General features: G+C 65.6%; 12 protein-coding genes. 7 read left to right on the plus strand and 5 right to left on the minus strand.

Annotation, left to right across the window (positions count from 1 at the left end; genetic code table 11):
• Positions 1-3 precede the first annotated feature (3 nt).
• The 4 genes from SDENCHOL_RS00860 to SDENCHOL_RS00875 all read right to left on the minus strand — a co-directional run bounded on the left by SDENCHOL_RS00860 (position 4) and on the right by SDENCHOL_RS00875 (position 5,029).
• Positions 4-1,074: a TIGR03617 family F420-dependent LLM class oxidoreductase gene (locus SDENCHOL_RS00860; protein ID WP_067171237.1), complete on the minus strand. Its 1,071-nt coding sequence runs from the start codon at positions 1,072-1,074 to the stop codon at positions 4-6.
• A gap of 117 nt (positions 1,075-1,191) precedes the next feature.
• Complete coding sequence (locus SDENCHOL_RS00865) at positions 1,192-3,600, minus strand: xanthine dehydrogenase family protein molybdopterin-binding subunit (protein ID WP_067171234.1); 2,409 nt, start codon at positions 3,598-3,600, stop codon at positions 1,192-1,194.
• A gap of 12 nt (positions 3,601-3,612) precedes the next feature.
• Entirely contained in the window at positions 3,613-4,119 is a 507-nt protein-coding gene (locus tag SDENCHOL_RS00870; RefSeq protein ID WP_067171231.1) for a (2Fe-2S)-binding protein, read from the minus strand.
• A 34-nt stretch (positions 4,120-4,153) separates the two neighbouring features.
• A complete protein-coding gene (locus SDENCHOL_RS00875; RefSeq protein WP_067171229.1) occupies positions 4,154-5,029 on the minus strand; it encodes an FAD binding domain-containing protein in 876 nt (291 codons plus the stop codon).
• Positions 5,030-5,396: 367 nt separating this feature from the next.
• On the opposite strand from SDENCHOL_RS00875, the gene SDENCHOL_RS00880 reads away from it, so the two are divergent.
• The 3 genes from SDENCHOL_RS00880 (at position 5,397) to SDENCHOL_RS00890 (ending at position 7,702) form a co-directional block, all read left to right on the plus strand.
• A complete protein-coding gene (locus tag SDENCHOL_RS00880) occupies positions 5,397-6,494 on the plus strand; it encodes a nitronate monooxygenase (protein WP_067171226.1) in 1,098 nt (365 codons plus the stop codon).
• Positions 6,466-6,756 (plus strand): hypothetical protein, encoded by a 291-nt coding sequence (locus tag SDENCHOL_RS00885; protein WP_067171223.1) that lies wholly within the window; start codon positions 6,466-6,468, stop codon positions 6,754-6,756. Before SDENCHOL_RS00880 ends, SDENCHOL_RS00885 begins: the two co-directional genes overlap by 29 nt.
• A gap of 148 nt (positions 6,757-6,904) precedes the next feature.
• Entirely contained in the window at positions 6,905-7,702 is a 798-nt protein-coding gene (locus tag SDENCHOL_RS00890) for an electron transfer flavoprotein subunit beta/FixA family protein (protein ID WP_067171219.1), read from the plus strand.
• A gap of 104 nt (positions 7,703-7,806) precedes the next feature.
• On the opposite strand, the gene SDENCHOL_RS00895 is transcribed toward SDENCHOL_RS00890, so the two are convergent.
• Positions 7,807-10,149, minus strand: coding sequence for a DUF1631 family protein (locus SDENCHOL_RS00895; RefSeq protein WP_067171216.1), 2,343 nt, complete (start codon positions 10,147-10,149; stop codon positions 7,807-7,809).
• Between the two features lie 221 nt (positions 10,150-10,370).
• Here SDENCHOL_RS00895 and SDENCHOL_RS00900 point away from each other — a divergent pair, with 221 nt between their 5' ends.
• Genes SDENCHOL_RS00900 through SDENCHOL_RS00915 form a run of 4 tightly spaced genes read left to right on the plus strand, consistent with a single transcriptional unit; the run spans position 10,371 to position 15,143 of the window.
• A complete protein-coding gene (locus SDENCHOL_RS00900) occupies positions 10,371-10,949 on the plus strand; it encodes a glutathione peroxidase (RefSeq protein WP_067171214.1) in 579 nt (192 codons plus the stop codon).
• 48 nt (positions 10,950-10,997) lie between these two features.
• On the plus strand, positions 10,998-12,368 hold the full coding sequence (rsmB, locus tag SDENCHOL_RS00905; RefSeq protein WP_154715705.1) for a 16S rRNA (cytosine(967)-C(5))-methyltransferase RsmB: 1,371 nt from the start codon (positions 10,998-11,000) through the stop codon (positions 12,366-12,368).
• A 4-nt stretch (positions 12,369-12,372) separates the two neighbouring features.
• Complete coding sequence (locus tag SDENCHOL_RS00910; protein WP_083522915.1) at positions 12,373-12,960, plus strand: DUF4390 domain-containing protein; 588 nt, start codon at positions 12,373-12,375, stop codon at positions 12,958-12,960.
• A complete protein-coding gene (locus tag SDENCHOL_RS00915; protein WP_330219153.1) occupies positions 12,960-15,143 on the plus strand; it encodes a sensor histidine kinase in 2,184 nt (727 codons plus the stop codon). The genes SDENCHOL_RS00910 and SDENCHOL_RS00915 overlap by 1 nt, the downstream gene beginning before the upstream one ends.
• Position 15,144: the final 1 nt, after the last annotated feature.

Consider the following 15,144-nt stretch of genomic DNA (forward strand, 5'->3'; position numbering starts at 1 on the left):
ACCTTAATCCTGATGCAGTTTCGCCACGATTTCCCGCTGCATGTCGAGGTCGTCGCGCGTCTCGCCCAGCAACACGAAGGTCACAGTGTCGAAGGCGCCGGCGCACTTGGCGCGGATGGTGTCGACCAGCTTGTCGTAAGTGCTGATAACCGCCCATTCTTCCAGCATGTCGTCGGTGATCAGGGCGGGCATTTCCGCCCACTTGTTGGCAACCGACAGGCCGTGCAGCTTCATGCCCAGGCCATCCCAGCCGTGATGATCGAGAACGGTGTGGTAGGAGCGGGTGGATGCGTAGAAAGCGATCTGCTTGCGCAAGGCGTTCTTGGCTTTTTCGACTTCTTCCTCGTTCTTGCCGACGGCCATGAACGGCGCGCCGATCAGGTCGAAGGCGGCGGCATCGCGGCCGCCGCGCTGGGCGCCTTCGGCCACCGCCGGCAGGATCACCTCGCGCGTGTAGCGGAAGGTGGCGATGGGATGCAGGCGCAGACCGGCGCACAACTCGCCGGACAGACGCGCCATATAGGGATTGGCGGCGGCGGCGTAGAGCGGCACGTCGGGGAATTCGATCGGGCCGGGATTGAAGAAAGGCGGCAGCATGGTGAAGCGGTAATGCTCACCTTCGAAATAGGTCGGGCTGTCCGGGTTCTGGAAGCTCTTGAATATCGCCTGCAGGCAGAGGAAATATTCGCGCATGCGCGGCCCCGGCGGGCTGGGCCAGGCGGTGCTGTAGCGGCGCTCGTTGTGGCCCTTGACCTGGCTGCCCAGACCCAGCGTGAACCGGCCGCCGGTGTAGTTGGCCAGATCCCAGGCGAGCTGGGCGGTGACCATCGGACTGCGCGGAAAGGCCACGGCGATGTTGGTGCCCAAACGCACCCGCTGCGTATGTTCGGCGGCGATCATCAGCGGCAGGAAGGGATCGTGGCCGGACTCCGGCGTGGTCAGGCCATCGTAGCCGATGTCTTCCATCTGTCGCGCCAGTTCGGCGATGCGCGCCAGCGTCGGGCGATTCTGGCCTTGACCGGCGTATTGATCGGTATCGGGCCCCATCAGGGCGGTTTCGACGCGCAATGCCATGGAGTACCTCGGGATCAGGAGCTAGGGGCTGGACACGCCATTCCCGCGAAGGCCGGAATCCACACGTTCATGGATTCCCGCCTTCGCGGGAATGACGGGCGTTACATGACTGCAACCTTACTTCGCCTGCTGCAGCAGCTTCCACAGGCGATGCGGCGAAGCCGGCGTCTCGTGAATCTTCAAATCCAGCGGCGAAAGCGCATCGTTGATGGCGCACATCAACGCGGCCGGCGTGGTGTGGATCGCGCCCTCGCCGCAGCCCTTGGCACCCAGCGGCGCGACCGGCGAAGGGGTGCACACTTCCCCCTTTTCGGTCATCGGCACTTCGTGGATGGTGGGCATCAGGTAGTCGACGAAGGTCGACACCAGCGGCTGCGCCTCGTCGTTGTAGACGTATTCCTCGAACAGCGCAGCGCCAACGCCCTGAGCCACCCCGCCCTGGATCTGGCCTTCGACGTTGGCCGGGTTGAGGCGCGTGCCGCAGTCGTCGACGATGAAGTACTTGAGGATACTGGTGCGGCCGGTCTGGCGGTCGATCTCGATCATCGCCACATGGGCGGCATTGGCGGCCGTCAGGTAACTGCGGCAGCGCGCCTGATCGTCCGGCATGTTGCGGTTGGGCGCGGTCCACACCGAGGTCGCCTCGGGGCAGGGCTCGATGCCCGGCGGCAGCAGGTCGCTCCTGAACAGCATGGTGCCGGCGACTTCGGCCAGCGTCATGCCGGCTTCGGGCATCGCCTTGAGACGCAGGCGGCCGTCCATCAGCTCGACCTGATCGGGCGTGGTCTGCATCAGGCCGGCGACGACCTGGGAGAAGATGCCGCGCAGCTTTTCGCAGGCGCCGAGGATGGCGCCGGTGATCGCCACGCCCAGACGGCTGCCGCCCGGGCCGAAGTGCGGCGGCGCGACATCGGTCGAGGCCATGGTCACCTTGACCATGCTCATGTCGACGCCGAAGTAATCGGCGACGACCTGTGCCGCCACGGTGTATTGGCCCTGGCCCTGCAGATTGAAGCCGACGATGACGGTGATGCCGCCGAACACATCGACGGCCACGCGCGCGCCTTCCGGCACGCCTACACCCGGCACGCCGACGGCGGAATACACGTTCCAGTCGAACACGCCCGGCTCGACGGTGCTGACCACGCCGATGCCGACCAGCCTCCCGGCGGCGCGTGCAGCGGCCTGCTCCTCACGCATCTTCCGGTAGTCGGCCATGTCGAGCAGCTTGTCGAGGACGGCCTCGTAGTTGCCGCTGTCGTACTCGTTGCCGCTGGGGATGGTGTAGGGAAACTGCTCGGGGCGGATGTAGTTCCTGCGGCGCAGTTCGGCCGGATCCATGCCCAGCTTGCGGGCAGCCATGTCCATCAGCGATTCAAGCACGAAGAAGTGCGGCGGCGGGCCGTAACCGCGATAAGGATAGGTCGGCGCGCGATTGGTGGCGACGATGGTGGTGTCGTAGGACGCCGCCTGGATGCGATAGGGGCCGGTGAACGCGGCGATCGGCTTGGCCACCGAAATGGTGCCGTAGCCTTCGCAGCCCGCGCCCTGATCGTCGATCAGCTTGACGCGGAAACCGGTGACGGTGCCATCGGCCTTCACCGCCAGTTCGGCGTCGTAATAGCGATCCCAGGACTGGCTGCCGCCGGCCAGCAGGTACTCCATGCGGTCTTCGGTGTATTTGACCGGCCGACCGTTGGCCTTGCGCGACAGCAGGGCGGTGATGTCGGTGGCGCGCGGCCCGCCCTTGCCGCCGAAGCCGCCGCCTTGCGGGTGGCTGATCAGCTTGACCTTGTTGGGCAGCAGGTTGAGCACGGCCGAGCGGCCGAGGGCGAAGAAGCGCGGCGCCTGGTAGGCACCGCGGCAGGTGAGCTCGTGATTCACCACATCCCAGGTCGAGATGCAGCCGAAGGTCTCGGTCGGATTGGCGCCGCAGCGGTTCCAGCGGAAGCTGTCGCGGATGACATGATCGGCTTCGGCGAACAGAGGGTCGACCTCGCCCCAGACGAAGTTCTTGTGCTGGATGACGTTGGTGCCGTGCTGCTCGAAAATCACCGGCGCATCCGGCGCCATCGCTGCGCTGGGCGTCGGCAGCGCTGGCAGAAGTTCGTATTCGACCTCGATCAGCTCCAGCGCATCCTCGGCCAGGTAACGGCTATCGGCGGCCACGGCAGCGACGGGTTCGCCGACGAAACGCACCTTGTCCACCGCCATGCAGTAGTTGCCCCAGCCTTCCGGCGCGGTGGTGCAGGGATTCGACCAGGCCTTGACGTCGACGCCGGTGAGCACGACATGCACGCCGGGCAGCGCTTCGGCCGCAGCGGTGTTGATGGAGACGATGCGCGCATGCGGATGCGGGCTGCGCAGGATCGCCGCATGCAGCATGCCGGGCAACGTGACGTTGTCGATGAACTCGGCGGTGCCGGTGACCAGCGAGGGATCCTCGACGCGCTTGACTTCCTTGCCGACGTAGCGGACGTTGCTGGTCGGCAGTTGTTCGGGCAGGGTGGGGATGGCATGGCTCATGTCTGCTCCCCCTCAGGCGCTCTGCGCGGCGTTGCCGGCTTCACGCAGCTTGCTGGCGGCCAGCTTCACCGACTCGACGATCTGCTGATAGCCGGTGCAGCGACACAGGTTGCCGCCCAGCGCGTCCTTGATTTCCTCCTCGGAAGGGTTCGGATTCTCGCGCAGCAGTTCCAGCGTGGTCATCATGAAGCCGGGCGTACAGAAGCCGCATTGCAGGCCATGGGCCTCGATGAAGGCATTCTGGATCGGATGCAGCTCGCCGGTCCGGGCATTGCGCAGGCCTTCCACGGTAGTGATTTCGGTGCCGTCGGCCTGCACCGCGAAAGTCAGGCAGGCGCGCGCCGAAGCGCCGTTGATCAGGATGGTGCACACGCCGCAAATACCGTGTTCGCAGCCGACGTGGGTACCGCCCAGGTTGAGTTCGTGGCGCAGGAAATCGGCCAGCGTCAGACGCGGCTCGACTTCACGTTCGTAGCGCACGCCATTCACCGACAGGCTGATCTTGTGTTGGGTGGTCATCGGGTTACCTTTCTCTATCTCGCAATCTTGCGGCTCAGACAGCACGCGCGGCGGCTTCGGCCAGGCAGCGCTCGGTCAGCGCACGAACCAGCGCGCGACGGTATTCGCTCGAGGCATGAATGCAACTCATCGGCTCTTCCAGCGCCGCAGCGCCGGCCGCCGCAGCGCGGGCAAAGTTTTCCGCCGTCGGCGCCTGGCCCTGCAGCGCCGCTTCGGCCGCTTCCAGACGCACGGCCGTCGGATTGACGCCGAAGGCGGCGATTTTCGCCTCGCTGATCACGGCGCCCGATTTCTGCAGGGTCAGGCAGACGCCGGCCAGGGCCAGGTCGCCGTGGCGCCGCGCTTCCTCGCGGATCGCCCAACCGGCGCCGACGGGCAGGGTCGGCATGCGCACTTCGGTCAGGATTTCGTTGGTCTCCAGGCTGGTGGTCATGTAGGTGACGAAGAATTCCTCCGCCGGAATCAGACGCTCGCCCTCCGGACCGACGGCCTTGAATTCCATATCGAGCACCAGGGCCACGGCCGGATATTCAGAGGCCGGATCGGCATGGGCGAAGGAGCCGCCGACCGAACCGCGATTGCGGATCTGGCGGTGACCGACCAGTTGCGTGGCATCGTGGAACAACCGCTGTCTGGCCTTGATCAGTTCGGAGACGCCGGCCGCATGCTTGCTGGTCATCGCGCCGATGGCAATCACCTTGCCTTCTTCGCGAATGTAGTCGAGTGCCTTGATGCGGCCGAGATCGATGAGGGCTTCGGGGCGGGCGACGCGCAATGCCAGCATGGGCGTCAGGCTCTGGCCGCCAGCCAGGATCTTGACGTCGACACCTTCGTCTTCCAGGGTGCCGAGGAGACTCACGGCAGCCTCCAGCGTCTGCGGTGAGTGATATGCGAAAGCAGCCGATTTCATGGTGATTTCCAGTGAGGTTGGTCGATCCAGCCTGAGGCCTGGCAACATGCAGGCGATACTGGCGACATTCGGACGAGCATGGCCAGATATCAGCGCACGAGCGCCGGCCACGAACGGCCGGCGCGGGACTCGGCAGTGTAAAACCGCATCGAGACTAAGGCAAGCGCGCCCCATTCTGATCCGGCCTACAGAGTCTCATTTCGGGCCAACTTATCGCCGGCGCGACCGCAGGGGGTTTATTTTAAAGTGGGGAAAAGTTAGATTAAGCCGTTTGATATGCGGTCGTTCGAGTCCGGCCCGCCAGGGTTGGCACGGGAGCGTCCGGAGCACGCAGCCAGAGTAACCCGTTATTCCCAAGGAGTTGTATATGAGCGGTCCCCTGCATACCCAGTTGTGCGAAAAACTCGGCATCGAGTATCCCGTCGTCGCCTTCACCCACTGCAAGGACGTCGCCGTGGCGGTCATCAACGCCGGCGGTTTCGCCGTGCTCGGCGAGGCGATGCACACCCCCGATGAAATCGCTGCCGACATCAAGTGGATCCGCGACCGCATCGACGGCAAGCCTTTCGGCATCGACCTGGTATTGCCGGCTTCCGTACCCGAAGAAAAGACCGTCGAGGAACTGCTGGCGATGATCCCGCAGTCCCACCGCGATTTCGAGCAGTACATCAAGCAGAAGTACAACGTGCCCGATCCCAAGGTCGCGCCGAACCTGCACCAGTGGGGCGGCCTCGACCAGAAGCGCGCCCTGGCCCAACTGGAAGTGATTTTCGACGAGCGCGTGCCCGTCTTCGCCTCCGGCCTCGGCTCGCCCGCCTTCATCCTCAAGCGCGCCCATGAACTCGGCATGCAGGTCTGGGGCCTCGTCGGCAAGCCGCGCCAGGCCAAGAAGCAGATCGAGGCCGGCACCGACGTGATCATCGCCCAGGGCTATGACGCCGCCGGCCACACCGGCAACATCGGCACCTTCTCGATCGTCCCGCAGGTCGTCGACGCCGCGCGCGCCGCCGGCATCCCCGTGCTCGCCGCCGGTGGCGTGACCACCGGCCGTCACCTCGCTGCCGCCCTGGCGCTCGGCGCCGCGGGCGTGTGGACCGGCTCGCTGTGGCTGGCCTCGCGCGAATCCGACGTCAATCTGCCGCTCAAGGAGCGCCTGATCGAAGCCGAGACCGACGACACCATGTACTCCAACTGCATTTCCGGCTACACCATGCGCACCACGCGCTGCCCGTGGCACGACGAGTGGCTGGCGCCGGGCGCGCCCGAGCCGCTGAAGCCGCCATTGCAGATGATGCTGTCGTCGAACTACATCCAGGGTTCGCTCGACTACCAGCGCAAGGATCTGATGACCGAGGCCGCCGGCCAGGGCATCCATTACGTCAAGGAAATGAAGCCGGCGCGGCAGATCCTTTCCGACATCGTCGAGGAAGCGCTCGATGTCTTCGATCGTTTCGCCAGTGCCTGAGTCCGGCACGGCCCTGCCCTACGAGAGCGGCTTCGCTCCCGAAATGCAGGGTCGGCGCGCCGAATGCGACGGCGGCGCGCCCATCGTCGGCACCAGGTACGCCGGCCGCCAGGATTTTGCCGGCACGCTGACCGGCCATTACCGCGACTATGGCAAATACGCCTGGCGCTGGTATCTGCTGGCCGAGCTGACGAAGAAGCCGGAAGGCTATGTGCATGAGGCCGTCTGGTGCGATGCCGACAGCCTGTTCATGGCCGATTAGCGAGACTGGCGACTCAAGACACCGTCATTCCCGCGAAGGTGGGAATCCATGAGTCGGCACCTTCTGGATTCCCGCCTTCGCGGGAATGACGGATCGATTAACAAGTGATTTGCGGCCCCCCTCTTGTTATGGGCCAGGGAGTGAAAACATGCGTATCGTGGTTTGCGTCAAGGAAGTGCTCGATCCGAGCGCCGTCAACAACTATGCGCTGGCCGGCAAGCTGAAGATGGCCGCCGACGGCAAGACGCCCGACGTCGCCGCCGTGCCGCGCCTGATCAACGGCTTCGACGAGCAGGCGATGGAAGCCGCGCTGCGCCTGCGCGATGCCGGCATCGATTGCAGGATCACCGCCGTCTCGATCGGCACCGACCTCAAGGATCTGCTCAAGCATTGCGCCGCCCTCGGCGCCGATGAAATCGTCGCCATCGACCCGGAAGGCAAGGAGCTCGATGGCCAGGTCATCGCCAACATCCTCGCCACCTACGTCAACAGCAGCGGCGGCGCCGACCTGATCCTCTGCGGCCGCCAGGCTTCCGACGACGACCAGGGCGTGGTGCCGATCCTGCTCGGCGAAAAGCTGAACCTGGCGATTGCGCCGCTGGCGCGTGAGGTCGCGCTCAACGGCACGACGCTGAAAGTCACCCGCGCCACGCCGGACGGCGATGAGATCGTCGAAGGCGCCCTGCCGGCCGTCGTCACCGTCAGCAACGAACTCGGCACGCCGCGCTTTCCCAGCGCCAAGGCCAAGATGGCCGCGCGCAAGATGACGCCGACCGAAATCAGCCTGGCTTCACTGAACCTGTCTGCCGGCGAACTGCAGCCCAATGTCGTTCTGACCCGCCAGTTCGTCCCCGAAGTCCAGGGCAACTGCGAATTCCTCAGCGGCTCGCCGGCCGAGGTGGCGCAGCAGCTCTTCGACAAGCTGCGTGCCGATCGCGTGATCTGACGCCGCTGGGTCGCCGAGTTTTTCTCGCGGCCGGAAACGAAGCAACGAAAAACCGCCGCGCCGGATCATTCTGGCGCGGCGATTTTCGTTGTGCTGCCCTTTTTCTATTCCTGGACAGCCTGATCGAGCGCCTTGATGGCGCCATCCAGCGCCCGCTCGAACAACGGCGTTTCATGCTCGACCAGACGTGCCGTCGCATTCTGCAAACGATGCGCCAGGGCTTCGGGCGTGATCGAAATGGCGCAATTCGTGGCGTGATTGCTGAAGATGTACACCGTGCGCTGCGGACTCAGCCAGGTCAGGCGCTCGCGCCGCGCCGCGCCTGAAGTTCCCTCGCATCCATCACTTTCCTCGCTCCCGTCGCGCCCGCTCGCATCGGCGTCGATGAACTCGACCCAATCGCCGCGCACCATCTGTCTCACGCGGCGCAACCAGGGATTGCCCGGCAGGCTGCTGTCGAGCGCCGATGCGGGCTCGACGAGCGCAACGTCCTCGATCTGGATGCCGTTCTCGACCAGATGCGTCACCTGCAGCGTAACGCTTGCCGCATCCGTCGACGCCTCGTCGGCCACCGCCTCCGCTTCCAGCGCCGGCGCTTTTCTCAGCGCCCGCCGATCGGCATGCAGCGCCGCCGCATGCAGCGTGATCAGCGCATCGAACAACGGCTTGCGCGCATCGGCGCCGATGCCGATGCGATCCAGCCCCTGATGCAGGGCCGGCAGGAGTTTCGGCAGCAAGGCCGTGAAGCGCTGCCTGTCTTCCGTCGAGCGTTTCGGCGTGACGCTCCAGGCCAGTTCCTCGGCAACGCGTTCCGCTGCCTGGAACGACGGGCTGTCGATGCCGCCATCGGCACCATCCGCCGTACCGATATGTTCCAGCACGGCGCGCCACTGCCCGCGCAGAAACTGCTCGATCGGCAGGGGCGTTTTCTTCGTGATTACCTGCGCCAGCACGCGCTCGGCCGCCTGGCTGGCCGCCGCCTCACGGGCGAGCCGGCGCTGCTGCGCCGCCTCCCGCCGTTGCACGGCTTCGACCACGCTGTTGCTGGTCTCCTCCTCCAGCGCCTCGCATTCATTGACGAAGGCGGACAGCTCGGCAACCGCCGTGCCGAACACGGCGACATCCTGATCAAAATTGTTCTGGATGCGCCCGATGAGTTCCGACAGCTTGCCGTAGAACGGATCGCCCATATCGATCGTCCCGCCCCAGCGGATGGCGATGCCGGAAATGCTGTCGAGGAAACGCCGCGCCGGATGCCCGCGATCGGCGAAGAACTTCTGGTCGAGCAACGCCACCTTGAGCACCGGAATCTGCAAGCGGCTGACCAGTCCCTTGACGGCTTCGGGCACCTTGTCGTCATCGAAGATCAGGTCGAACAACGTCGCGACGATGTCCATGGTGATGCTATCGAGCGGTGCGGCCTGCTGCGCGGCGGCGCTGGCGCGCGCCAGACGCACGACATTGGTCAGCGGTTCCGTTCCTGTTCCCGTTCCCGCTCCGTCCTCCGGCGTTGCCATCTGCAGCGCCTGCAGCGATGCCAGGAAATCGGCGCTGACGGCGATCGTTCCCGGCGGCAGCAGGGGCGCGGCGGTTCCTGCTCCGACACCGGGACTACCGGCCGACAGCGGCATGGCAGCGCCCAGAGTGCCGGCCACATCGGCGCCCATGCCGCCGGCCAGGGCGGCCGATCCGCTCCCGACGCCGGCCACCAGCCCCGGCAGACGCGCCCGGGCAAGGCGCTGCAGGGTATCGAGAATATTGCCGGCATCCGCTGCAGCGCTGCTGCCGACCGTGGCATGGCGATAGCTGCGTTTGAATTCCGGCAGGATGCCCGCGCCGATCAGGACTTCATTGAGCGCGCGATAGAGCAACGGCAGTTCGCCGTGCAGCGCCCGCTCCAGTTGACGCAACAGCAAGGTGCGCGCCGCCGGATCCGCCAGCATGGCCTCGCAACCGGCCTGCGCCGCAGCGCAAATCGCCTGCGGCCCGAAACGGTTGCCGCAGCGCTCCATTTCCTCCTGGCCGACCAACAGGGCGACACGCCGGTCGAGCGCATACATTTCTTCGCTGCAGGATTCGCTCAGACGGGCAATGAATTCGCGGGTGACGATGCGCTCCGTCAGTTCCTGGTCGTCAACCAGGGCCAGTGGCTGCGCATCATCGCCAGCCGCGGCAGCGGCCGCTGCGGGCGGCGCGACGTGTTCCAGCGCCCAGGCCAGCCGGCCGCGAAATGCCGTGGTCAGTTTGTCCCAGAACAACTGCACCTCGTCACGCAGACGCAGATACTCGGTGCGCTTGTCGAGTTCGCGCGTATTGTCGGCAAGCTCCTGCAGTTTTTCCGCCACCTGCGGACCGAGTTCATCCAGCCACTCGCCAAGATCGCGCTCGAGCAACTCGCGACAGTCGCGCAGCAGGCGTTGGGCCAGGGATGAGGTGATTTCGGTCACGGCGGGAGCGGCTCTCTTGCAGACAAATGAAACGGGGAAAACGAGTGAGCTTGGTGATTCCGGATTCTCCACGAAAAGCGCACAGACGCATAGCCGCAGGGCGGCCGAACGAACCCGGCATGTCGAACGGGCCGGCTGCCGCTGCCGGAAATACCCGATTCGATCGCTGTTGGTGCGAGCTTTCTTTAGAATCGGACTTCCATCATCCGGAGTCTTCCACCATGACCGATTCTGCCGCCCCTGCCGCCCCCGCCGGCAACACGCAAGCCGCGCTCTACGACATCCCCCTGCAACTGCTGGACGGCAGCCCGCTGACCCTGGCAAGCTTCAAGGGACAAGTCCTGCTGATCGTCAATGTCGCCTCACGCTGTGGTCTGACGCCGCAGTACGAGGGGCTGGAAGCGCTGTACCGGCAGTACCATGGGCGCGGCCTGCAGGTGCTGGGCTTTCCCTGCAACGATTTTCTCGGCCAGGAGCCGGGCAGTGCCGAGGAAATCCAGTCCTTCTGCTCGACCAACTATGGCGTGAGCTTTCCGCTGTTCGCCAAGCTGAACGCCAACAGCGCACCGCGCCATCCGCTGTATGCCGCGCTGATTGCCGCCCAGCCGCAAGCCACGGGCGGCGGCGATCTGCGCGAACGGCTGGCGCAGAAGAATCTGCTGCCGCCGCATGAAAGCGACATCACCTGGAATTTCGAAAAATTTCTCGTCGGCCGCGACGGGCGCGTGCTGGCGCGCTTCGCGCCGGATGTCGCCCCCGGCGATGCGCAATTGATTGCCGCCATCGAAGCCGCGCTGTAGCGCGGCGGCAAGCGATCTTTCCGGTCGTGCCCGATACGGCATAAAGCGATGGGACACCAACGCCCCGTCCCGGCCGGCGACGCGCTGGCCTTTGCCCTGCTGCGCGCGGCCGAGGTCGTCCGTCAGGTCATCGCCGGCCGCAACCTCGATACCGCGCTGGCCGCCTGCTGGCAGTTGCATGCGCCCCTGCCGGCACAGCGCGGCGCCATCCAGGATCTGGCCTATGGCGCGCTGCGCCAGTATGGACGCGGCGATTTTCTGCTCGACCGGCTGTTGCGCACCCCGCTCGATGACTCGGGCGACAAGCCCCTGCTGCGCGCCCTGCTGCTGGCGGCCCTGTATCGCATCGAGGCGCGGCCGGCGGATGTGCATACCACGGTCGATCAGGCAGTCGACGCCGTGGCACAAATCGGCCGCGGTCAATTCAAGGCGCTCGCCAATGCCGTGCTGCGCAACCGGCTGCGCCAGGACGCCGCGCTGCTCGCCGCTGCCGCCGCCGATCCGGTGGCACGACATCAACATCCGCCGTGGTGGATCGACAAACTGCGTCTGGCCTATCCCGCCCACTGGCAGGAAATCCTCGCCAGCGGCAATACGCATCCGCCGATGACATTGCGCGTCAATCGCCGGCACGGCAAGGCCGCCGACTATCGCGAGGAACTGGCCGCCAACGGCATCGGCGCGACCCTGCTGGATGACGCCGCCCTGCTGCTCGCGCGGCCGGTTGCCGTGGAACGACTGCCGGGCTTCTTCGACGGCCGCGTCTCGGTGCAGGACTGGGGCGCCCAGCAGGCCGCCCGGCTGCTCGACGTACATGACGGCCAACGCGTGCTGGATGCCTGTGCTGCGCCCGGCGGCAAGACCACGCATATCCTGGAACTCGCCGATGTCGAACTGCTCGCCCTGGATGCCGAAACGTCGCGTGCCGCGCGCATCGAAGAAAATCTGCGGCGCCTGGGACTGCAGGCCCGGGTGCAGGTCGCCGATTGCCGCCAGATTGCCCGCATCGACGACGGCCAAAATGTCCGGCCGTTCGACCGCATACTTGCCGACGTTCCCTGTTCGGCCTCCGGCGTGGTGCGCCGCCACCCCGACATCAAATGGCTGCGCCGCGAAAAGGACATTGCGGGCTTCGCGCGCACGCAGCGCGAGATCCTCGATGCCTTGTGGCATGTACTCGCACCCGGTGGCAAAATGCTCTACTGCACCTGTTCGCTGTTCCCGCAGGAGAATGGCGCGCAGATCGACGCTTTTCTGCACCGCCATGCCGATGCACGGTGTTTGCCGCTGGCGCAGAAGATCGTCGATGCAGCATCCGTACCATGTCACGCCGGCAGCGCTGCCAGCCTTTGCCTGCAATTGACGCCCCAGGCAGAACACGACGGTTTCTTCTATGCCCTTTTGCAAAAACAACCTTGACCGCATGTCCCGGCGCTGGCGCACATGGGTCGTGGCGTTTTTGCTCTGTCTGCCGGGGCTCTGCAGCCCAGCCTGGGCAGGCAGCATCGAGGCCACCTCGGCGCGGCTGACGCTCAACGAAGAAGCCTACGTGCTCAGCGCGGAATTCAACGTCGATCTCGGCCCGCATCTCGAAGAAATCGTCACTCGCGGCGTGCCGCTGTATTTCCAGCTCGAACTCGAAATCACCCGCAACCGCTGGTTCTGGCCGGGTGAACACATTGCCGGACGCACGCTGACCTATCGCCTGGCCTATGTGCCGCTATCGCGCCAATACCGTCTGTCGAGCGCCAGCGGCCTGAGCCAGGACTTTGCCAAGCTGGCCGACGCGCTGCGCGTCATGGGCCGCACTGCCGCGTTGCCGGTGGCCGAGCGCAGCGCGCTCAAACCCGGTGAGCCGTATCAGGCGGCCTTGCGTCTGTCGCTCGATCGCCAGCAGTTGCCCAAACCCCTGCAGCTCGACGCCATCGCCAACAAGGACTGGACCGTCGATGCAAAAATCCTGCGCTGGCAGTTTGTCGCAGGCAGCGCCGGCGACCGGGAGAACCGCTGATGATGACGAAGCTGAACAAGCCCGCCATCATCGCCGCCATGCTGATTTCCATCGTCAGCACGATACTGCTGTTTCTGCTGACTTCGGCCAGCTCGAATACCGCGCTGTTCGCCCACAACTATCCGCTGCTGCTGGGCCTCAATGTCGTGCTGGTGGTTGCGCTGGTGGTCGCCGTGCTGATCCAGTTGCTCGGCCTGCGCCGCGAATATCGCCAGGGCGTGTTCGGCTCGCGCCTCAAGTCGCGGCTGCTGCTGATGCTCGCGCTGATGGCCGTGCTGCCCGGCGCACTGGTGTATGGCGTCTCGATGCAGTTCGTCGTCAGCAGCATCGACTCGTGGTTCGACGTGCGCGTCGACCGCGCGCTCGAAGGCGGCCTGTCGCTGGCGCGCAATGTCCTCGACAGCCAGCTCGCCGAACTGAACGAGCAAGCGCATGGCATGGCGCTGCAGCTCGCCGACATCCAGGATCCGCGCGCCGTGGGCGTGCGCCTCAACCGTTTGCGCGAACAGGCCGGCATGCAGACGGCCACGCTGTTCTCGGCAACCGGCCAGGTGCAGTCCCACAGCGCACTGGATCCCGACAGGCTGCTGCCCAGTCTGCCGAATGCCGCGCAGTTGCGCGAAGCGCGGCAAATCGACGGTCTCTCCCTGCTTGAAGGCGATGCCGGCAACGGCATGGTGCTGCGCATTCTGGTGCCGGTCACCAGCAGCGCCAATGCGCTCGAACCGCGCATTCTCCAGGTGACGCGCGAAGTCCCGCCATCGGTTGCCCAGAGCGCGAGCAGCGTGGAAGCCGCCTATCGCGACTATCAGGAACTGTCCCTCGGCCGGCAGGGACTCAGCCGCATCTACATGCTGACGCTGACCCTGACGCTGCTGCTGGCCTTGTTCGCCGCGATTGCCCTGGCCATCTTCCTGGCACGGCGCATCGCCGCGCCGCTGCTGATTCTTGCCGAAGGCACGCAGGCGGTCGCCGCCGGCGACTTCACTCCGCGTGCCGAACTGGCGACCCATGACGAACTCGGCGTGCTGACGCAATCCTTCAACCGCATGACCCGCCAGCTTTCCGAAGCCCGCCAGGAAACCGAACGCCACCGCAACAAGGTGGAAGCGGCCAGCGCCTACCTGGAAAGCGTGCTGGCCAACCTCTCCTCGGGCGTCATGGCCTTCGACCGCAACTTCGTCCTGCGCGCCAACAACCGCGGCGCCTGCACCATTCTCGGCGATGCCCTCGACGTCGATGATCTGCCCTTGGCCGCATGGTCCGGCCACACGGAACTCAAGGAAGCCATCCTGAACGGTTTTGCGGCTGCGGAAAATCACGAGCCATCGGCCCCCCGCGAGTGGCAGCAGCAGCTCGAAATCGGCAACACCGAAGCCGGCGGCATGATGGTGACCCAGGTGCTGCTGATTCGCGGCTCGACCCTGCCGGAAGCCGGCGGCGGCGGCTACGTGGTGGTCTTCGATGACATCACGCGGCTGATCGCCGCGCAGCGTTCGCTCGCCTGGGGCGAGGTGGCGCGGCGCCTGGCGCACGAAATCAAGAATCCGCTGACCCCGATCCAGCTCTCCGCCGAGCGCCTGCAACACAAGCTGGCCGACCGGCTCGACGCCGACGGGCGGCAGATGCTCCAGCGCGCGACGCAGACCATCGTCACCCAGGTCGAGGCGATGAAGACCATGGTCAACGAATTCCGCGATTACGCGCGCATGCCGCCGGCCCAGTTGCAGGCGCTCGATCTCAATGCGCTGGTCACCGACGTGCTGGAGCTCTACGGCAATGCCGGCGTGCGCATCGACACGCGGCTCGGCGCCAATCTGCCCAATGTGGCCGGCGATCCGTCGCAACTGCGCCAGGTGATCCACAACCTGCTGAAGAATGCCCAGGAAGCCGGAGAGGAAGCGCACAAGACCGCGCCGGAAACGCCACTGGCCATCCGCATCGCGACGCATGGCGATGCCGGCAGCGGCGTGACGCTGTCCGTGAGCGACAACGGCAGCGGCTTTCCGCCACAGGTGCTGGCGCATGCCTTCGAGCCTTACGTGACCACCAAGTCCAGAGGAACCGGGCTGGGCCTGGCGATCGTCAAGAAAATCGTCGACGAGCATCACGGCGAAATCCGCATCGCCAATCGCTCGCCCAGCGGTGCCGAGGTGACGATACGCCTGCCGCTGGCGGCATGAC

The sequence above is a fragment of the Sterolibacterium denitrificans genome, from assembly GCF_900174485.1.
Lineage (GTDB): Bacteria > Pseudomonadota > Gammaproteobacteria > Burkholderiales > Rhodocyclaceae > Sterolibacterium > Sterolibacterium denitrificans.

Excerpts from the sequence above, each read along its gene's own strand:
- SDENCHOL_RS00860 (WP_067171237.1), bottom strand. The coding sequence starts at position 1,074 with ATGGCATTGCGCGTCGAAACCGCCCTGATGGGGCCCGATACCGATCAA.
- SDENCHOL_RS00865 (WP_067171234.1), bottom strand. The coding sequence starts at position 3,600 with ATGAGCCATGCCATCCCCACCCTGCCCGAACAACTGCCGACCAGCAAC.
- SDENCHOL_RS00870 (WP_067171231.1), bottom strand. The coding sequence starts at position 4,119 with ATGACCACCCAACACAAGATCAGCCTGTCGGTGAATGGCGTGCGCTAC.
- SDENCHOL_RS00875 (WP_067171229.1), bottom strand. The coding sequence starts at position 5,029 with ATGAAATCGGCTGCTTTCGCATATCACTCACCGCAGACGCTGGAGGCT.
- SDENCHOL_RS00880 (WP_067171226.1), top strand. The coding sequence starts at position 5,397 with ATGAGCGGTCCCCTGCATACCCAGTTGTGCGAAAAACTCGGCATCGAG.
- SDENCHOL_RS00885 (WP_067171223.1), top strand. The coding sequence starts at position 6,466 with ATGTCTTCGATCGTTTCGCCAGTGCCTGAGTCCGGCACGGCCCTGCCC.
- SDENCHOL_RS00890 (WP_067171219.1), top strand. The coding sequence starts at position 6,905 with ATGCGTATCGTGGTTTGCGTCAAGGAAGTGCTCGATCCGAGCGCCGTC.
- SDENCHOL_RS00900 (WP_067171214.1), top strand. The coding sequence starts at position 10,371 with ATGACCGATTCTGCCGCCCCTGCCGCCCCCGCCGGCAACACGCAAGCC.
- rsmB (WP_154715705.1), top strand. The coding sequence starts at position 10,998 with ATGGGACACCAACGCCCCGTCCCGGCCGGCGACGCGCTGGCCTTTGCC.
- SDENCHOL_RS00910 (WP_083522915.1), top strand. The coding sequence starts at position 12,373 with ATGTCCCGGCGCTGGCGCACATGGGTCGTGGCGTTTTTGCTCTGTCTG.
- SDENCHOL_RS00915 (WP_330219153.1), top strand. The coding sequence starts at position 12,960 with ATGATGACGAAGCTGAACAAGCCCGCCATCATCGCCGCCATGCTGATT.